This is a genomic window from Cyclobacterium salsum (genome assembly GCF_010119245.1).
Lineage (GTDB): Bacteria > Bacteroidota > Bacteroidia > Cytophagales > Cyclobacteriaceae > Cyclobacterium > Cyclobacterium salsum.
Window position 1 is genome coordinate 148,135 of record NZ_WNKG01000005.1, and the last position, 19,595, is coordinate 167,729.

At 44.9% G+C, this 19,595-nt stretch carries 17 protein-coding genes; 10 read left to right on the forward strand and 7 right to left on the reverse strand.

The genetic code is table 11. The features are described from left to right. The gene (locus GJS45_RS09830; RefSeq protein ID WP_162341425.1) at positions 1 to 918 is read left to right on the forward strand and encodes a DMT family transporter; all 918 of its coding nucleotides are present in this window, start codon (positions 1 to 3) and stop codon (positions 916 to 918) included. Between the two features lies 1 nt (position 919). Here the strand turns inward: GJS45_RS09830 and ispE are convergent, their stop codons facing one another. Continuing rightward, positions 920 to 1,729, reverse strand: a complete 810-nt coding sequence (gene ispE / locus GJS45_RS09835; RefSeq protein WP_162341426.1) for a 4-(cytidine 5'-diphospho)-2-C-methyl-D-erythritol kinase — start codon at positions 1,727 to 1,729, stop codon at positions 920 to 922. A gap of 545 nt (positions 1,730 to 2,274) precedes the next feature. Between ispE and ilvD the strand changes: the two genes are divergently transcribed. From ilvD to leuB, 9 genes are read left to right on the forward strand one after another with little or no spacing between them, the layout of a single operon-like run. Next, complete coding sequence (ilvD, locus tag GJS45_RS09840; RefSeq protein WP_162341428.1) at positions 2,275 to 3,957, forward strand: dihydroxy-acid dehydratase; 1,683 nt, start codon at positions 2,275 to 2,277, stop codon at positions 3,955 to 3,957. Positions 3,958 to 3,962: 5 nt separating this feature from the next. After that, a complete protein-coding gene (gene ilvB, locus GJS45_RS09845; protein WP_162341430.1) occupies positions 3,963 to 5,657 on the forward strand; it encodes a biosynthetic-type acetolactate synthase large subunit in 1,695 nt (564 codons plus the stop codon). Positions 5,658 to 5,662: 5 nt separating this feature from the next. Further along, a complete protein-coding gene (ilvN, locus tag GJS45_RS09850) occupies positions 5,663 to 6,163 on the forward strand; it encodes an acetolactate synthase small subunit (protein ID WP_162341432.1) in 501 nt (166 codons plus the stop codon). Between the two features lie 30 nt (positions 6,164 to 6,193). Continuing rightward, on the forward strand, positions 6,194 to 7,237 hold the full coding sequence (gene ilvC / locus GJS45_RS09855) for a ketol-acid reductoisomerase (protein ID WP_162341434.1): 1,044 nt from the start codon (positions 6,194 to 6,196) through the stop codon (positions 7,235 to 7,237). Between the two features lie 8 nt (positions 7,238 to 7,245). Further along, the gene (locus GJS45_RS09860; protein ID WP_162341436.1) at positions 7,246 to 8,751 is read left to right on the forward strand and encodes a 2-isopropylmalate synthase; all 1,506 of its coding nucleotides are present in this window, start codon (positions 7,246 to 7,248) and stop codon (positions 8,749 to 8,751) included. 16 nt (positions 8,752 to 8,767) lie between these two features. Next, positions 8,768 to 10,189 carry a 3-isopropylmalate dehydratase large subunit gene (gene leuC, locus GJS45_RS09865; protein ID WP_162341438.1) on the forward strand — a complete coding sequence of 474 codons (1,422 nt, stop codon included), beginning with the start codon at positions 8,768 to 8,770 and terminating at the stop codon, positions 10,187 to 10,189. 4 nt (positions 10,190 to 10,193) lie between these two features. Then, positions 10,194 to 10,784 (forward strand): 3-isopropylmalate dehydratase small subunit, encoded by a 591-nt coding sequence (gene leuD, locus GJS45_RS09870; protein ID WP_162341440.1) that lies wholly within the window; start codon positions 10,194 to 10,196, stop codon positions 10,782 to 10,784. Between the two features lie 51 nt (positions 10,785 to 10,835). Then, positions 10,836 to 12,425 carry an alpha-isopropylmalate synthase regulatory domain-containing protein gene (locus GJS45_RS09875; protein WP_162341442.1) on the forward strand — a complete coding sequence of 530 codons (1,590 nt, stop codon included), beginning with the start codon at positions 10,836 to 10,838 and terminating at the stop codon, positions 12,423 to 12,425. After that, the gene (gene leuB, locus GJS45_RS09880; protein ID WP_162341444.1) at positions 12,394 to 13,464 is read left to right on the forward strand and encodes a 3-isopropylmalate dehydrogenase; all 1,071 of its coding nucleotides are present in this window, start codon (positions 12,394 to 12,396) and stop codon (positions 13,462 to 13,464) included. The genes GJS45_RS09875 and leuB overlap by 32 nt, the downstream gene beginning before the upstream one ends. 75 nt (positions 13,465 to 13,539) lie before the next feature. Here the strand turns inward: leuB and GJS45_RS09885 are convergent, their stop codons facing one another. From GJS45_RS09885 to GJS45_RS09910, 6 genes are all read right to left on the reverse strand, one after another. Continuing rightward, positions 13,540 to 14,358 (reverse strand): enoyl-ACP reductase FabI, encoded by an 819-nt coding sequence (locus tag GJS45_RS09885; RefSeq protein WP_162341446.1) that lies wholly within the window; start codon positions 14,356 to 14,358, stop codon positions 13,540 to 13,542. Positions 14,359 to 14,463: 105 nt separating this feature from the next. Next, entirely contained in the window at positions 14,464 to 16,116 is a 1,653-nt protein-coding gene (gene recN / locus GJS45_RS09890) for a DNA repair protein RecN (RefSeq protein WP_162341448.1), read from the reverse strand. Between the two features lie 48 nt (positions 16,117 to 16,164). Then, the gene (porD, locus tag GJS45_RS09895; protein WP_162341450.1) at positions 16,165 to 17,076 is read right to left on the reverse strand and encodes a type IX secretion system protein PorD; all 912 of its coding nucleotides are present in this window, start codon (positions 17,074 to 17,076) and stop codon (positions 16,165 to 16,167) included. 26 nt (positions 17,077 to 17,102) lie between these two features. Then, positions 17,103 to 18,332, reverse strand: coding sequence for a bifunctional phosphopantothenoylcysteine decarboxylase/phosphopantothenate--cysteine ligase CoaBC (gene coaBC, locus GJS45_RS09900; protein WP_162341452.1), 1,230 nt, complete (start codon positions 18,330 to 18,332; stop codon positions 17,103 to 17,105). Beyond that, positions 18,333 to 18,647: a DNA-directed RNA polymerase subunit omega gene (locus GJS45_RS09905; RefSeq protein WP_162341454.1), complete on the reverse strand. Its 315-nt coding sequence runs from the start codon at positions 18,645 to 18,647 to the stop codon at positions 18,333 to 18,335. Positions 18,648 to 18,661: 14 nt separating this feature from the next. Next, the gene (locus GJS45_RS09910) at positions 18,662 to 19,594 is read right to left on the reverse strand and encodes an outer membrane protein assembly factor BamD (protein WP_162341456.1); all 933 of its coding nucleotides are present in this window, start codon (positions 19,592 to 19,594) and stop codon (positions 18,662 to 18,664) included. Position 19,595: the final 1 nt, after the last annotated feature.

Genomic DNA, 19,595 nt, shown 5'->3' on the forward strand with positions numbered 1-19,595 from the left:
ATGAATCAAGGGCTGATAAAAGACTATCTCTGGCTCCATTTGGTGGTACTCATCTGGGGGTTTACCGCTGTTTTGGGATTGCTTATAAGTATTTCGCCGGTAGAGATCGTGCTTTATCGCACCTTTCTTGCCAGTGCAGGGCTGGCCATTCTCATTTGGTTAAAAGGAAGGAGGCTACAGGTTCTGCTGAAAGATGCGGGAAAGTTCCTGGGAACCGGAGCATTGATTGGGCTTCACTGGACGCTGTTTTTCTGGTCTGCCCAGCTTTCGACGGCATCGGTCTGCCTGGCAGGCATGGCTACCTGTTCCCTTTGGACCGCCTTGATCGAACCGCTGGCTAACCGGCAAGCTATCAAATGGTATGAGGTGGTATTGGGGTTAGTGGCCATTATTGGATTATTGGTAATTTTTAAGTTTGAGTCCGGTTATTGGTTGGGGTTGGGAATGGCAGTGTTTTCAGCAATGATTGGCGCCGTGTTTACCGTCATTAACGGGAAACTAACCCGCAGGCACAGCCCATTTATCATTTCCTTTTACGAAATGGGGGGAGCGTTTTTGTTGTCTTTGGGTTTTTTACCGGTTTATTATTTCTTTTTTTCTGATAGCGTTTTTGGCGGGTTTCCCAGTGGTTGGGATTGGTTTTGGTTGCTTGTCCTTTCTCAGGTATGTACCGTATTTGCCTTTACGGTTTCCGTAGAATTGATGAAGCGATTAACGGCATTTTCCATCAATCTGACCATAAATATGGAACCGGTATATGGGATTTTGCTAGCGGTATTGGTCTTTGGGAATGAAGAAAAAATGAGTCCGGAATTTTATTGGGGAACCGGAATCATTTTGGCCTCTGTCTGCATGTACCCAGTCATCCAGTTTGCCCTTCGTCAGAAAAGGGTCCGTCAATTACGACGCATTCAGTAGGTCAGGATAGCGGTTTCGAAAAGCAAACATAATTTTTGGGGAAAATCAGGTTTTTAGGTTCATGGTCAAACAGCCCAAATACGGCTGAACCAGAGCCAGACATGGCCGCATACCAGGCTCCTGCCTGATATAGATGACTTTTGATAGCTGCGATTTCGGGATGGTTAGCGAAAATGCTTTTTTCAAAATCATTGAGCAGATCAGATTTCCAGGATAAGGGATTGGACAATACCTCAACCATATTTTTTGTTGCCGGTCCTGGTATCACGCCTGCATAGGCTTCCTGGGTACTTATGTGAATGCCCGGATGAAGTAGTACCAACCAGTTCCCGGCGAGGTCGACTTGTATTTTTTCAAGGAGTTCACCTCTACCGCTCGCTAATTGGGGTTCATCCCGGATGAAAAAGGGGCAGTCGCTTCCTAATTTTCCGGCATACTCGCTTAATTTTTCATCATCCAGATCTAGTTTAAAAATTTCATTAAGCATTTTTAATGTAAATGCGGCATCTGAAGAGCCTCCTCCCAGCCCTGCGCCGATGGGGATACACTTGTGCAAATGAGCCGTAATGGGTGAGATTTCGGGAAAATCGGCAGCTATTAATTGGTATGCTTTCAGAATCAGGTTGCCTGTGCTTTCGCCAGGGATGGGGATTCCGCTACAGCTAAATTCCGTGGTAGTTCCGGGAATAATTTCCAGGGCATCGCTGATTGGAATCGGGTAGAGGCAGCTTTGGATTTCGTGAAATCCGTCACTCCTTTTACCAAGGATATGCAGTCCCAGATTGATTTTGGCATTTGGAAAAGAAATCATAGCGAGATCGAATTTGAATCCAAAAGTAAAAGAAAGTGTTGGAAAAGTATCATACCGCAGGTAAACACAGGGATTTGAAAATTGATTATTGGGCTGGCGATGTCAGGTCTGCCGGGGATAAAAGGTGGTTTAACGCAAAAAAAATAGCAAATAATTGCCTCAGAATAATATTTTGAAAATTTTTCCATTAATAAAATTTAAAAAATTAAATTTCTCTTTATCTGTAATAATAAACCATAAGTTCTAATTTAAATTCAATTACATAATTTTCTTGATTTAACTAAATTAAAAAAAGAAATAAAATATTGTAAGTGTGGAATATGGGTTTTAATATTGCATTATAAATAGATGGTATAAAGTAATAAAACCCTTCGTCGGGAGAAGAATATGTTTGTTTTAGTCAGCCTCGTCGTCCTAATTGTCATTATCATTTAGTAAGTGATGAAGCGCTGATCTATTACCGATAGAAAGAATCAATAAAGTGCTTCATTTGAGTGAAGCACTTTTTTTTATAAGCCAGTCCTTAAAAAAACCGATACAAAATAATGAGTAATTCGAAGAAACACAGTTGGGAGGTAAGTGATAACCAGGAAAATCCTGCTTCCATGGCGATGTTGTACGCCACCGGTCTTTCAGATGAAAAAATGAAACAACCGTTTGTGGGCGTGGCAAGTTGTGGTTATGAAAGTAACCCTTGTAACATGCATCTCAATGATTTTGCAAGGGCCATTAAGGCCTCAACGGTGGAATCGAAACTCACGGGCATGGTTTTCAATACCATTGGAATTAGTGATGGCATCTCCATGGGAACGGCCGGTATGCGGTATAGCCTACCATCCAGAGAGATCATTGCCGATTCCATTGAGTCATTTATTTTAGGTCATTCGTTTGATGGGATTGTTGCGGTAGCTGGCTGTGACAAAAACATGCCTGGAGCTATCATGGGCATGCTTCGGGTCAATCGTCCCAGCATCATGGTCTACGGAGGAACTATCCGATCCGGAAAGTATAAAGGAGAAAAGCTAAATATCGTCTCTGCCTTTGAAGCCTATGGAAAGCGGCTCAAGAAAGAGATAAACGATGAGGATTACATGGGTGTGATAAAAAATGCCTGTCCGGGTGCTGGTGCTTGTGGCGGCATGTACACCGCAAATACCATGTCATCAGCCATTGAGGCGATGGGATTATCGCTTCCTTACAGTGCTTCCAATCCCGCCAATTCCAAAGAAAAAGCGGCAGAATGTGACGCAGCAGGGGAGTTTATCGCAAATTTATTGGCCATGGACCTTAAGCCAAAAGACATCCTGACCCGAAAGAGTCTGGAGAATGCTGTCAGAGTAGTAGTAGCATTAGCTGGGAGTACCAATGCTGTGTTGCACTTATTGGCGATTGCAAGAACAGCCAATATTGTTTTCGGATTAGAGGACTTCAAGAAGATCAACGCCACGACACCGGTTTTGGGCGATTTCAAACCCAGCGGAAAATTCCTGATGGAGGACTTGCACGACCAAGGCGGATTGCCTGCCTTTATGAAGTATTTGTTGGATAACGGCTTGCTTCATGGAGATTGTATGACAGTAACGGGTAAGACGCTGGCTGAAAACCTGGCCGACGTGGCCCCGGTAAAGGCTGAAAAGGGCAATGTCATCCACCCGCTGGAAGATCCCATCAAAGCAACAGGTCACCTGTGTATTTTGAATGGTAACCTGGCACCAGAGGGTGCGGTTGCTAAGATTTCGGGGAAAGAAGGGGTATCCTTTACCGGACCGGCGAAGGTATACAACTCCGAGCAGGAGGCCAATGAGGCTATGAAAAACCAGCAAGTCCAAAAGGGAGACGTGGTGGTAATCCGGTATGTAGGGCCTAAAGGAGGCCCTGGTATGCCGGAAATGCTGAAACCCACCTCCATAATCATTGGATCCGGTTTGGGATCCGATGTGGCCCTGATCACCGATGGCCGTTTCTCAGGAGGTACCCACGGCTTTGTGGTAGGTCATGTTACGCCTGAGGCGTATTCAGGAGGACCGATTGGGCTGTTGCAAAACGGGGATGTGGTCACCATCAATGCAGAGACATTGGAAATCAGCTGTAATGTGTCAGAGGAGATTTTTGCAGAGCGAAAAAAATCCTGGGTAAACAAAGATTTAAGCCATTTAATTGGAACGCTAAAAAAATATTCTCAGTTAGTTTCTACGGCATCCGAAGGATGCGTGACCGATAAAAGTTAACGATTATGAATGATTCACAAATAAGAGGGGCCGAAATTGTCATCAAGTCATTGGTGGCTGAAAATGCCAGGTATATTTTTGGCTACCCAGGAGGTGCTATCATGCCCGTTTACGATGCCCTCTACGACTACATGGATCAAATCCAGCATATCCTTACCCGGCACGAGCAGGGTGCTATCCACGCAGCCCAGGGTTATGCGCGCGTTTCCGGGCAGGTTGGGGTATGCATGGCTACTTCCGGTCCAGGGGCTACCAATTTGATAACAGGGATTGCGGATGCGTTGATAGACAGTACTCCGTTGGTCTGTATCACGGGGCAGGTGGTCTCTACGCTTCTGGGTACAGATGCCTTTCAGGAAACGGATGTGGTGGGTATTTCCATGCCCGGCACCAAGTGGAACATTCAAGTCAGAAAAGTGGAGGATATCGCTCCGGCTATTGCCAAGGGCTTTCATATCGCCAGATCGGGTCGGCCGGGACCGGTTTTGATAGATATTACCAAAGATGCGCAAATTGCACTTGGGGAATTCAATTATGTTCCTTGCCTGAATATCCGGTCATACCGGCCTTATCCAAAAGTCGAGGATCATATCATTGAAAAAGCGACCGCCCTGATTAACCAGGCTGAAAGGCCTTATGTACTCTTTGGACAGGGCGTTGTTTTGGGAAAAGCAGAAAAAGCGTTGCGTGCCTTTTTGGACAAAACCGGCATTCCGGCAGCCTGTACATTGTTGGGAACAGGAGCACTACCGGAGAGCCACCCTAACTTTGTCGGAAAGCTGGGCATGCATGGCAACTACGGCCCCAATTTGCTTACAAATCAGTGCGATGTGCTTATTGCTATTGGTATGCGCTTTGATGACCGGGTAACCGGGGATGTAAAGCGCTATGCCAAGCAGGCAAAAGTAATCCACCTGGAACTGGATCCGGCCGAAATAGATAAAAATGTAAAATGCGAGCTGGCGGTTTTGGGAGATTGCAAAGTAAGTTTGGAAAAGCTTACTGAAAAGGTTGCGAAGGGCAACCATCCCGATTGGATCATGAAGTTCAGAGAGCTCGAGGCCGAAGAAAAGCGCGTAGTAGTTGGCAATGACCTTTCGCCGACCAAAGTAGGTTTGACCATGGGGGAGGTAATCCGGCATATCAACGAATTCAAGGCAGATGATGCCATTCTGGTAACCGATGTAGGCCAACACCAAATGGTTGCCTGGAGGTACTTTGAATACAAAACCACACGCACTCAGGTCACTTCGGGAGGGCTGGGAACCATGGGTTTTGCCCTTCCGGCTGCTTTGGGTGCTCAGCTGCACGATTACAATCGGCAGGTTATCTGCGTAGTAGGTGATGGAGGTATCCAAATGACCATTCAGGAATTGGGAACCATCATGCAGACCAAGGCACCGGTAAAAGTGGTGTTGTTGAATAATAATTTCCTGGGAATGGTAAGGCAATGGCAGCAATTGTTCTTTGATAAGCGTTACTCCTTTACCGAATTAGACAACCCGGATTTTATTAAAATTGCGGAAGCGTACAATTTCAAAGTCCAGAAAGTAGACGAACGAACAGATTTGAGGCAAGCAGTTGCCGAGATGTTTGTCCACGAAGGACCTTATTTTCTCGAAGTGGTTGTAGAAAAAGAAGACAACGTGTTTCCGATGATTGCCACGGGAAGTTCAGTAGAAGAAGTAAGACTTAGTTGATTCAAATGAATAAGAGATATACAATTTCTGTTTTCACAGAAAATTTCATTGGTATACTCAGCAGGATTACGCTGATATTTACCCGAAGAGGCATCAATATTGATGGGTTTACGGCATCGGAAAGCCGGGAGGAAGGTATCTACCGAATTAGCATCGTGGTGACCACGAGCGAGGAACAGATCATACAGCTATCCAAGCAAATAGAGAAAATCATTGATGTGATCAAAGCCTTTTATTACCTGGATGATGAAATGGTGTTTCAGGAGATTGCCTTGTATAAAATCCCCATTGACTCCATTGATTCCGGGCTGGAAAAAGTGATCCGTCAACACAATGCCCGGATCATTTCTGCGGAGAAAGATTTTGTGGTCATCGAAATGACGGGGCATAAAGAAGAGACCCAGGAGCTGTTAGAAGTTTTGAAGGATTTTAATGTCTTGGAATTTGTGCGTTCAGGGAGAGTGGCGGTGGCCAAACCCATGGAAACGATTGATAAATATTTGTAACCTATTTACATTAAATTTTAATATATAATTATGAAACTGAAGTTCGGTACAGTTGAAGAAAATGTCGTAACAAGGGAAGAATTTCCACTTGAAAAAGCCAAAGAAGTACTAAAAGATGAAGTAATAGCCGTACTTGGATACGGAGTACAGGGACCTGGTCAGGCGCTTAACCTCAAAGATAATGGCTTCAATGTCATCGTCGGACAGCGAAAGGGTTCCAAAACCTGGGATAAGGCTGTTGCAGATGGCTGGGTTCCGGGAGAAACCCTTTTTGAGTTGGAAGAGGCCTGCGAAAGAGGTACTATCCTTCAGTTTTTGCTTTCCGATGCCGGTCAGATTGCTCTATGGCCAACCGTGAATAAACACCTGACACCTGGTAAAGCCTTGTATTTCTCCCATGGTTTCGGGATCACTTACAAGGATCAGACAGGAATCATCCCATCAAAAGACGTGGATGTAATCTTAGTGGCCCCCAAAGGGTCAGGAACTTCCTTGAGGAGAATGTTTGTTGAAGGAAGAGGGTTGAATTCGTCGTTTGCCATTTATCAGGATGCTACTGGAAAAGCCAGAGACAGGGTTGTGGCTTTGGGAATTGGAGTAGGCTCCGGATACTTATTCGAAACGGATTTTTACAAGGAAGTAACTTCCGACCTAACAGGAGAAAGAGGAACTTTGATGGGTGCCATTCAGGGGATCTTTGCTGCCCAATACGAGGTATTAAGAGCCAATGGTCATTCCCCTTCAGAAGCCTTTAATGAAACGGTTGAAGAATTGACGCAAAGCCTGATGCCTTTGGTCGCAGAAAATGGTATGGATTGGATGTATGCCAATTGTTCTACAACCGCTCAGCGTGGAGCCCTTGATTGGTGGAAGCCTTTTAGAGATGCGACCAAGCCTGTTTTCGAAGAGTTATACAATAGCGTGAAAACCGGAAAGGAAGCCGCTAAGTCTATTGAATCGAACAGCAAGTCTGATTACCGGGTGAAACTGGAGGAAGAGTTGAAAGAACTGCGAGAATCAGAAATGTGGCAGGCAGGATCTACCGTCCGTAAATTAAGACCAGAAAATAATTAATCAATTTTATGTCAGAAAAGCTTTGGATATTTGATACCACCCTTCGGGATGGTGAACAGGTACCGGGATGTCAACTCGATACCAGGGAAAAGATTGTAGTAGCCAAGGCTTTGGAGGCATTGGGAGTTGATGTCCTCGAGGCTGGATTTCCAGTATCCAGCCCCGGGGATTTCAATTCTGTTGTAGAAATATCCAAGGCAGTAGAGCATCCGATTATCTGTGCCTTATCCAGGGCCGTGGAGAAAGATATTGAAGTGGCTGCGGAGGCGTTGCGTTTTGCCAAGAGAAGCAGGATTCACACCGGCATTGGTGTGTCGGGGTATCATATTCAGCACAAGTTGAGAAGTACTCCGGAAGCTGTTTTGGAAAAGGCCGTTCGGGCGGTAAAGTTTGCCCGGAATCTGGTGGAGGAAGTGGAGTTTTATGCGGAAGATGCGGGACGGGCATCACCGGAATTTCTCGTACAGGTTTTGGAGGCTGTGATCAAGGCGGGTGCCCGGGTGGTGAACATCCCAGATACCACGGGTTATTGCCTGCCTGAGCAGTATGGGAAAATCATCCGTCATCTCAAAGAAAATGTTTCCAATATCGATCAGGCCATCATTGCCACCCATTGTCACAACGACCTGGGTCTGGCAACAGCCAATAGCCTGGCAGGTGTTATGAATGGGGCCAGGCAAGTGGAAGTTACCATGAATGGTATTGGAGAGCGGGCTGGGAATACCTCTTTGGAAGAAGTGGTGATGGCTATCAAAAGCCATCAGGAAATACCTGTGTACACCGATATCAATACCAGAAAGATTTACGAAACCAGTAGGATTATCTCCAAGTTGATGAACATGCCCATTCAGCCAAATAAAGCGATTGTGGGCAGGAATGCTTTCGCTCACTCCAGCGGTATCCATCAGGACGGGGTGCTAAAAAACAGGGAAAATTATGAAATAATTGATCCCAAAGAGGTCGGGGTAGAAGAGTCTTCCATTGTGCTTACTGCCCGGAGTGGCAGGGCCGCGCTAAAACACCACCTAAAATTGCTTGGGTATGAGTTTGAAAAAGAAAAGCTGGACGAGATCTACGAAGACTTTTTGGTACTGGCGGACTCTAAACGAGACATAGGAAGGAAAGATTTACTTTCTCTACTAGGGGAGCACCTGGAGCATTCTCCTTTTATTGCACTCGAAGAAATCTCCTATCGGGGAAAAGAGGGGGAAGAAGCCTATGCTGAAGTTGCCTTGAATATTGGGGAGGAAGTAAAGAAGGGGTCTTCTGTCGGAAACGGACCTGTGGATGCGGTGATTAAGTCCATCAAGCAGTTGATACCGCATGAAGTAATTCTGGATGAATTTCTGATTCAGGCCATGACGAAAGGCAGCGACGATACATGCAAGGTGCACATGCGACTGATGCATGAGGGGAAACCTTACCATGGTTTTGGTTCCGAAACAGACATTGTCCTGGCCTCCGCGAAAGCCTTTTTAGATGCGTTAAATAAATTACCTGTCAAGACGACTTGACAAAAACATACAATAGATGGAGAATAAAACATTATTTGATAAGATTTGGGACGCTCATGTGATCAAATCTATCCCAAATGGTCCGGACGTTTTTTTCATTGATAAGCATTTTATCCATGAAGTGACTAGCCCGGTAGCATTTCTTAACCTCGAGAAACGAGGTAACAAAGTCATGTTTCCAGAAAGAACGGTAGCCACCCCCGATCACAATGTGCCTACCATCGATCAGGACAAGACGATTAAAGACCAGCTTTCCAGGATGCAGGTAGAAAAGCTCCGGCAGAATTGTGCCAAACATGGCATTGAGCTGCATGATTTGGGAACAGATCATCATGGGATCGTTCATGTAATTGGGCCGGAATTAGGTATCACGCAACCCGGAATGACCATTGTATGTGGAGATAGCCACACCTCGACCCATGGAGCCTTTGGAACCATTGCTTTTGGGATTGGTACCTCTGAAGTAGAGATGGTTTTCGCCACCCAGTGCATCATGCAGGCCAAGGCTAAGAAGATGCGCATTACGGTAGATGGTGAGTTAGGTCCGGGTGTTTCCTCCAAGGACATAATTTTATACATCATTTCTCAGATTTCTGCCAGTGGCGGTACCGGTTACTTCATCGAATACGCTGGAAGTGCCATTCGTTCCTTAAGTATGGAGGCCAGGATGACCATTTGTAATATGAGTATTGAGATGGGGGCACGGGGAGGATTGATCGCCCCGGATGAAACCACCTTTGACTACCTTAAAGGAAAGGATTTAGCGCCTAAAGGTGCAGCCTGGGATGAGGCAGTGGCGTATTGGAAAACGCTGAAAACAGATGAAGGTGCCACATTTGATCTGGAATATCACTATAACGCAGTGGATATTGAACCCATGATTACGTACGGGACCAATCCGGGTATGGGCGTAAAGGTAAAGGATCATATCCCTACCACCGAGGGCATGAAAGAGAGCGTAAAGAAATCCTATATCAAATCACTGGATTACATGGGATTCAAGCCCGGTGAACCAATGAAGGGTAAAAAGATTGATTATGTATTTGTTGGGAGCTGTACGAATGGCCGAATAGAAGACCTACGGACAGTAGCCAATTTCGTGAAAGGCAAAAAGAAAGCGGACAACATTACTGCCTGGATCGTACCGGGTTCCAGAGAGGTAGAGAAGCAAGCCATCGCTGAGGGGTTGGTTCAAATTCTGGAAGAAGCGGGCTTTAAATTAAGGCAGCCGGGCTGTTCGGCCTGTTTGGCCATGAACGATGATAAAATTCCATCGGGTAAGTATGCCGTATCCACCTCTAACCGAAATTTTGAAGGCAGGCAGGGACCGGGGAGCCGAACGCTTCTGGCCTCTCCATTAACAGTCGCTGCGGTGGCAATAACAGGGGAAATAACGGACCCCAGGGATTTGATTGAGGAATTAGCTTTAGAAAAATAAGACCATGGCATACGATAAATTTGATATATTGACCAGCAGGGTGGTACCCCTTTCGTCCGAAAATGTAGACACGGATCAGATCATTCCGGCCCGGTTTTTAAAAGCAACGGAACGGAAAGGTTTTGGAGATAATTTATTCAGGGATTGGAGATACGATAGCGAAGGTAATCCAAAGCCGGATTTTGTATTAAACGACCCTACTTACGAAGGAAAAATCCTTTTAGCAGGGAGAAATTTTGGATCTGGCTCCAGTAGGGAACATGCCGTTTGGGCGATTTACGATTACGGATTTCGATGCGTGGTATCCAGCTTTTTTGCGGATATCTTTAAAAATAACTGTCTGAACATTGGGGTATTACCAGTAACCATATCCCCGGAATTTGCAGATGAATTATTCGAAGCCGTGGAAGCGGATCCTGCTACAGAGGTGGAAGTGGATATCAACAAACAAACCATTACCCTGCTATCAACAGGCAAATCGGAGCGTTTTGATATCAATTCGTACAAGAAGCAAAACATGAAAAATGGGTTTGATGATATTGATTATCTCTTAAATCTGGATGATGAAATTCGGGCCTTTGAGGCCAATAGGTAATGCACGTGTGTTCAGTTGTGAAGCACCGAAGGACTGATTAATGGATAGGGAATGAGTAGAGAAACGAAAATAGAAATCATGGACACCACCCTCAGGGATGGTGAACAAACCTCAGGTGTATCTTTCCTTCCTTCGGAAAAGTTACAGATTGCCAAACTTTTGCTGGAGGAATTGCGGGTAGATCGGATCGAAGTGGCATCTGCCAGGGTTTCGGAAGGAGAGTTAGAAGGCGTAAAAAAGATTACCCATTGGGCTTTTGAGAAGGGTTTTTTGGACAAAGTGGAGGTTCTGGGCTTCGTCGATACGCCAAAATCCGTGGATTGGATCGTAGATGCCGGGGCTAAAGTCATGAATCTGCTCACGAAAGGCTCGCTCAACCACCTAACTCATCAACTGAAGAAATCCCCGGAAGCTCATTTTGAAGAAATAGCTGAGGCCATCCGCTATGCCCAGGAAAATGGAATTGAAGTGAACGTATACCTGGAAGATTGGAGCAATGGAATGAGGAATTCCAGAGAGTACGCCATGTCCATGATCCGGTTTCTGTCAAATTTACCTGTAAAGCGCATCATGCTTCCGGATACCCTGGGACTTTTATGCCCGGAAGAAGTGCAGGTGTTTATGGATGCAATCTGCCGGGAATTCCCTGATGTTCATTTTGATTTCCATGCCCACAACGATTATGACCTGTCCGTCGCCAATGTGCTGACCGCTGTGAAGGCGGGTGCTCTCGGATTGCATACTACGGTGAATGGATTAGGAGAGCGGGCAGGAAATGCGCCCTTGGAGTCAGTCGTGGCAGTCATTCAGGATTTTACTGACTTTGAATTAAATATCCAGGAAAATAAAATTTACCGAATCAGTAAATTGATTGAGCAATTTGCCGGATTGCGAATTCCAGCCAATAAACCAGTGGTTGGAGAAAATGTTTTCACTCAAACGGCGGGTGTTCATGCAGATGGGGATAATAAAAAGAATCTTTATTTCAGTGATCTGTTGCCGGAGCGTTTTGGAAGAACGAGGAAATATGCCTTGGGAAAAACTTCGGGCAAGGCCAATATATTGAAAAATCTGGTGGAACTGGGGATATCCCTTGAACCAGATGAATTGGCAAAAGTAACTCAAAAAATCATCGAGCTAGGTGATAAAAAGGAAAGGGTAACCACAGAAGATTTGCCCTATATCATTTCCGATGTCTTGCAAAACAACTCTATCCATAAGGATATTGTGATCGATGGGTACCACATGGTCCATTCAAAAGGATTAAAACCGTCGGTCCAGTTGCGGGTAAAAATTTTCCATGAATTTTATGAACAGAATGCTTCCGGCGATGGTCAATACGACTCGTTCATGAAAGCCCTGAAGAAGATTTACAAATCCCTGGATAAAGAACTACCAAAACTTACTGATTTTCAAATCAGCATCCCGCCGGGAGGAAAAACAGATGCCTTTGTGGAATGCGTGGTCACCTGGGACCTTTCGGGAAGGATCTTTAAAACCAAGGGCTTGGACAGTGATCAAACGATTGCGGCCATGAAGGCCACTGAAAAAATGTTAAATATCATCGAACAAATTAAAAATAATAACAAAACAGAAAAAAAGAATCCATATGGAAATGAATATAGCCCTATTGCCTGGTGATGGTATCGGCCCCGAAGTCATTGCGCAGGCAGTAAAAGTGGTTCATGCAGTCGGGAAGAAATTTGGACATAAGATTTCCTTCAAGGAGGCCATTACGGGGGCTGCAGCCATAGACGCAGTGGGTCATCCGTATCCTGAGGAAACGCACCAGGTATGTGTGGAATCCGATGCCGTACTTTTTGGAGCCATAGGTGATCCACGATTTGATAATGACCCCAGCGCAAAGGTTCGCCCGGAGCAAGGCCTGCTGGAAATGCGAAAAAGATTAGGGCTTTTTTCCAACGTTCGCCCTACGTTTACCTTTCCTTCGCTGGTACATAAATCTCCCCTTAAGCGAGACAGAATAGAAGGAACGGATCTGGTTTTCCTTCGGGAGCTTACTGGCGGGATTTACTTCGGAGAGCCCAGGGGAAGAAATGAACAGGGAACCAAGGCCTTTGACACCTGCGTGTATTCGGTGGAAGAAATCGAGCGATTAGCCCGCATGGGATTTGAGTTTGCCCAAAAGCGCCGAAAGTTACTCACTTGTGTGGATAAGGCCAATGTTTTGGCAACGTCCAGGTTATGGAGAGAAACCGTCCAGCGGTTGGCTCCCGAATATCCTGATGTGAAAGTAGAATATGAATTCGTAGATGCAGTAGCCATGCGATTAATTCAATGGCCCAAAGCCTACGATGTCTTGATTACCGAAAACCTTTTTGGAGATATTCTTACAGACGAGGCTTCTGTGATCAGTGGTTCTATGGGGTTGATGCCTTCGGCTTCGATTGGCATTAAAACCAAGCTCTTTGAACCCATTCATGGTTCCTATCCTCAGGCAGCAGGTAAAGACATTGCCAATCCACTGGCTACCATTTTGTCTGCCTCCATGATGTTTGAGTATGCTTTTGGTTTGATGGATGAAGCAAAAGCCATATCGGATGCCGTGAACCTCTCCCTGGAAAAAGGGATGGTGACGGAAGACCTGGCAGATGGCGGGACCTCCTATAAGACCTCTGAGGTTGGAGATTGGGTAGCCGAACAGATCGGAAAAGCTTGATTTTCGAATAGATAGTTAAAAAAAACCGCCTTGGAGTATTTCCCAGGGCGGTTTTTTTTAAGTTTGCCTTATTCTTTACTTCTTTTTCATGAAGACATCAATTAGTTCCTGTGTAATGCCGCAGGAAGAATAGCCGCCGTCATGGAAGAGATTTTGCATGGTGACCATTCGGGTGAAATCGGAAAATAAGGTCACGATGTATTCGGCACAGGATTCAGCGGATGCATTTCCGAGGGGAGAAGCAATGTCTGCAAAATCGTAAAAATCATCGAATCCGCCAATTCCGGAGCCAGCCGTGGTTTTGGTGGGCGATTGGGAGATGGTATTGACCCTCACTTTCTTCAGTTTCCCATAGCGCAATCCATAGTTTCTGGCGATACTTTCAAGTATGGCTTTTGCTTCGGACATATCGGAATAGAACGGGAAGGCCCGCTGAGCCGCAATGTAGCTTAAACCTACCACAGAGGCCCATTCATTTAAAATATCTTTTTTTTCTGCTATTTGAAGCATTTTGTGAAAAGAAACTGCTGAAACGTCGTAGGATTTTTGAACCCATTCATAGTTCAGGTCTCCGTAGGCCTTTCCTTTTCGAACGTTGGGTGACATTCCGATGGAGTGCAAAAGAAAATCAAAGTTTCCTCCCAGGTATTCTTTGGCTTCATCGTAAAGGTTTTCTATATCTTCTACGGAGGTGGCATCCGCAGGAATGACAATCGTATCGCAGGCCTTTGCCAGTTCCTTGATAGCACCCATTCTCATGGCTATGGGAGCGTTTGTAAGTACAAACGTGGCCCCTTGTTCCTTTGCCTTTAAAGCTGTTTGCCAGGCAATGGAATTTTCATCAAGGGCACCTGTAATTATTCCTTTCTTTCCTTTTAATAGATTCTCAGGCATATTTTACTTTTGATTTTCTGACTTAAATTAAATATTATTTTATAAAATTAATTAAATATAGTTGAAACTTTTTGTGTTTTTAATCAATACAGCGAATAATAGCTGCTAATTGGCCAATAATTCCCTGGCACTCTCATAAGCGGAGGCAGAAGGGTTAGATCCGGATATCATTTTGGCGATCTCCAGGAGTCGTTCCTCTTCATTAAGGAGTTTGATCTTGCTGACGGTCTTTTTGGCACTGTTATCCTTAAACACAAAATAGTGTTTTTCGCCTTTGGCGGCTACCTGAGGGAGGTGGCTGATGCAGATAACCTGGTGATTTTCAGCTATTTTTTGCATCATTCGAACCATCTGCAAAGCCACTTCCCCTGAGATACCCGAGTCTATTTCATCGAAAATCAAAGTGGGCAAGGCCATTTTATCTGCCATAACGTATTTTATGGCGAACATTAAACGCGAAAATTCTCCACCGGAAGCTACCTGCCCTATGGCTTGGGTTGCAATCCCTTTATTGGCGGAAAATAAAATGTCGATCTCGTCTATCCCCGAAGCAGTAGCTGGTATCTGATTTCTCTGGATTTCGATTTTAGCATTTTCCATTCCCAGCTGGGATAGGAGTGCTTGAATTTCTCTACTAAAACTGTCAAAAATGGAAATTCTCTTTTTGGAAAGTTGGGCACCAGCTGACTGTAGCTCTTTCTCTGCCTTCTCCAATTCCGCTTTTTTCCGGATTAGCTCTTCTTCCAGGTGATCCGCCCGAAATACTTTGTCTGCCAGCACAGAAGCTAATTCGAGCAGCTCGCTGTCTGTTTGAACACCGTGTTTTTTTTGGAGTTGATAGATTTTACTCAGCCGATCCCGGATCCACTCCGATTTTTCCAGATCCACTTCCATACTTTCCTCCTCTGCAGAAAGGCTTTCCATGATATCTTTCAGTTCGATCAGGATACTATTAAATCGTTGGGACAAATCTTCGAAAGACTTACCAAACCGGCTCAGGTATTGAAAGTGCTGCTTAGCAGCCCCCAGTCGTTGGAAGGCCCCCAACTCTTCGTTGTCCATTAAGCCCAGTGCTTCCATGGCTCTGGCTTTGATCTCCTCGGCATGGTTTAGGATCTCCTCTTCCGCTTCCAACTGGCTCTGTTCGCCTTTTTCCAGGTTTAGTGAGGATAATTCCTCCAGTTGAAACTGATTATAATCCGCTTCTTGTTGCAGGTTTGTCCTTTCCTGTTCCAGCTCCCGAACTTGTCGGTTCAGGACCTGAAACGTTTCGAACTTCTCTTTAAAAAGTTGTCGTTCTTTTTTGCTGTCAGCAAAAGCATCTATTAGTGACAATTGGTAGGCAGAAGCTCCAAGAAGTAGATTTTCATGCTGGGAGTGTATGTCCATCAGGGTTTTTCCGAGGACTTTAAGCGTGTCTAGTTTTACAGGGGTGTCATTGACAAAAGCCCTGGATTTTCCGGAAGGGCTGATTTCCCTTCTGATAATGCAAGCCTGCTCGTAATCGAGTTCTTCCTCTTCAAAAAAGGCTTGCAGACCGTAATTCTGGATGGCTATGACACCTTCAATGACGCATTTTTTGGTTTCGTCAAAAAGTGATTTCGTATCGGCTCTGTTCCCTAAGAGTAAACCGACAGCGCCTAGCATGATGGACTTGCCAGCACCTGTTTCCCCGGTAATCATATTTAACCCCGGGCAAGGATTCATTTCCAATTTCTCTATCAAAGCATAGTTTGTTATGCTTAGGTTGGTCAACATGGTGCTTTGGTTTCGTTCAGGAAACCAAAATTAACCAAAAAAACAGGATTATCCTTTCAAAATGTCGTTGTATTTTCGGGCGTTGTTCGGGTCTACTTTAAGCAAAACCTCCACCGCCTCCTGTTTTATTTCATCAGGAGCAGTCTTTAAGAGTTTGCTTATCTCGTCTGATTTGGCATCCATAAAGCTGATTGTGAGGATACTATTGGGTTGCGCCTGATTCGCTTCTCCTACCAATTTGATCGCCTCCAGGATGTTTTCAAAACCTTCTTCCGGTTTTGTGGTCAAAAAGTCCAATCCTTTTCGGTGATACAGGTAATAGGCATCCCGTACGGGAACCATCACCTGTGAGCTGTACAATTCATTGGAAAGCCAATATCGGTTTCTTTTGTCCGAGGGGTTTTGGTTCCAGCCTGGCCTGGATGACTGCTGTGCATTGGACACAATGTTATTGGCTGTTTCGAAATAGGGATCGCCACCTCTGGGAGCAAAAGAGTCATAATCCATCCCAATAGCTATGTAAGCATAGTAAGCCAATAGGGACGTGATGTTGTTTAGAAATGAATATTGATTAAACTCCAATGGCTGAGAATCTACGTATTCAAAGGTCCAATTTCGATCGGCAAAATTCAACATCAGGCTTTCGTAGTTGGAACCGTAGACGGGACGGACGGTTTGGATCTGCACGGTGGCAGTAAAAAGCCCTACCTGGGGCATGTCATTTATGGTTATCAGTAAATTTCCCTTGATCCTTTCTTCCTGCGTAAATTCATCGTCGGTCCAATTCCGACCATTTAAAAATTGCTCAAAGGAAGATTTCATTTGCTCAAATATATCCCTATCCTGAGTCCTTGCCCGTTCACTGTTAATCGTAACGGTGAAATTCAACTGTTGGGAGATTCCAGTTTGCGGCAGGCAACCCAGTACCAATAGGCCAAAAAGAACGAGGTATCGGAACATTTTTTACATTTTAGAGCACGCCTTATTCAACGGTTTTCCTGTGGTTCTGTTGTCTGAAAAAAGACTTCTATTTTATCAAGAATCTTTGAGGCCAGTTCCTCTTTTTTCAAAACCTGGGATTTTTGGCTTTTCCCCGTTTTATCAATGAAGGTCACCTGGTTGGTGTCTTTCTGAAACCCGGCTTCCGGATCGAGTAGGGAGTTCAATACGATAAAATCGAAATTTTTGGTTTTTAGTTTATTGCTGGCACTTCCGGATCCTTCGTCTGTTTCCAAAGCAAAGCCCACATGTACCTGTCCTGGTTTTTTTTCCTGACCCAGATTCCGGGCAATGTCCGGATTTTTTACCAGCGTAAGGCTTAACTTATCGTCCTTTTTTTTGATTTTTTCGGACGAAGGGCTTTCCGGACGGTAATCCGACACGGCTGCTGTGAAAATGGCAATGTCCGATTGTGCGTGACTTTTTTTTGCTTGCTCATACATTTCTATCGCAGTGGACACTGGGATCGTTTGTATGGACGGATGCCGGGCATTCAGGGAGCTTGGCCCTAGAATAAGCGTCACCTGTGCTCCTCGTTCGGCTGCTTTCTCTGCAAGAGAAATACCCATTTTTCCGCTGGAATGGTTGCTAATGTACCGGACCGGATCCATCGCTTCCCGGGTTGGCCCGGCGGTGATCATTATTTTTTTGCCCGTTAATGGACTACCTGATGGGCGAAAAAAGGTAAAAACTGCTGAGAGAATGTCTTCGGGTTCGGGCATTCGTCCCTGTCCGCTGAGGCCACTAGCCAATTCCCCGGTCGCTGCTTCCATAACCTCGATGCCATGCTGTCTTAAGGTAGCAAGGTTTTGTCGAACGGCTGGATGCTGATACATGTCCAGGTCCATAGCTGGTGCTACCAATACCGGGCAAGTACAGGAAAGGTAGGTGCAGAGAAGCAAATTATCGCTTTGACCAACGGCCATCTTTGCCAGGGTATTGGCCGATAAGGGAGCAATCACCATTAAATCAGCCCAGTTCCCCAGCTCAACGTGATTGGTCCATTCTCCCGTGTTTTTATCGAAAAACGCATGATATACCGCCCCTTTCGATAGGGTGGCCAAGGTTAATGGAGCGATAAAAGAAAGGGCAGAAGTCGTCATAATGACCTTGACTTCTGCCCCTTCTTTGATCAATAACCGAATCAGATGTGCGGTTTTATAAGCCGCAATCCCCCCGGTTACTCCCAATAGAATTCGCTTGCCTGATAGTGGCATTTAGGATTCTGTTTCTTCTTCTGGGTACCTGAACATGACCTTGTCTTCCATGAATTCTTCCATCGCCATGGTACTGGGTTTGGGCATCCTTTCGTAAAACTTGGAAATTTCTATTTGTTCCTTGTTTTCAAATACCTCTTCCAAGTTATCCACAGTGGAAGCAAACTCGGAAAGTTTGTTGTTTAGTTCCTCCTTCATTGTGGAAGAAATTTGCTTAGCCCTTTGTGAAATTACAAATATGGATTCGTAAAGATTGCCTGATTTGTCGGCTACTTTATCCAGATCTCTGGTAACGATTGACGGATTAACTGCCATAATAGTTTATTTGATTAATTTTCTGTATTTCGTAATGCCTCTGTTGCTTTCTGATTCCTTTCTTCCTCTTCACGTAACCTTCTGGCCTCTGCAGAACGGGATTCGTATTGCTCTTTCAACCGGTAGTGCGTCTCCAATTCCGTTTCGGATTCACTCATGAGGTTTTTTACTTTTCCGTCATAACTGCTGTCTGGGTATTTCTGCGCAAAATCTTGTGCAAATTCTATGGATTGCTGTAGACGCTCTTCCTTTTTATCAAAGACACTTCTTTCTGCATAGGCGTTGCTCACCTCGACCAACTTAAAGGCCAATTCTTCATTGTATTCGCTATCAGGATAATCCTTGGCAAAATTCTGAAAGTTTATGATACAAGCCCGGTAAAATTCGCCGGGAAAGAGCCCCTCGGTCAGCCGGTAATACATCCGGGATTCTTCGTAGGCTTTTTCCTCAAACCTTTTCTGGAGATCATCAATCATGGTTATGGCTCTTTCGTAAGAGTCGGAATCCGGATAGCGATTCATGAATAGTTGGATGGCATTTACTGCTTCTCTTGAACTCCTTTGGTCCAGGTTGTAATCCGGAGAATCGAGGTACAACGAATAGGCATGCATAAAAAGGGCTTCCTCCGCTAAAGGGGACCGGTTGTAAGTATCAAAAAAGGTTTTAAAATAACCGGCAGATTCAATGAATCGCTTGGTCCTGAAATGCGCATAGGCATAATTAAATTCGGCCAATTCTGCTTTTCCACTACCCTTGATTACCGGAAGCACCCTGTCATAAAGAATGATGGACTTATTGTACTCCCCTTCATCGTAGTAGCGGTTTGCTGCTTCATACAGCTCGTCCCAATTGGTACTTTTTTCTAATTTGTAAAATTCGCCACACCCGGACAATACTACCGTGGATAGCAATAGAATATTAATATATAATAGGGTTGTTTTCTTCATC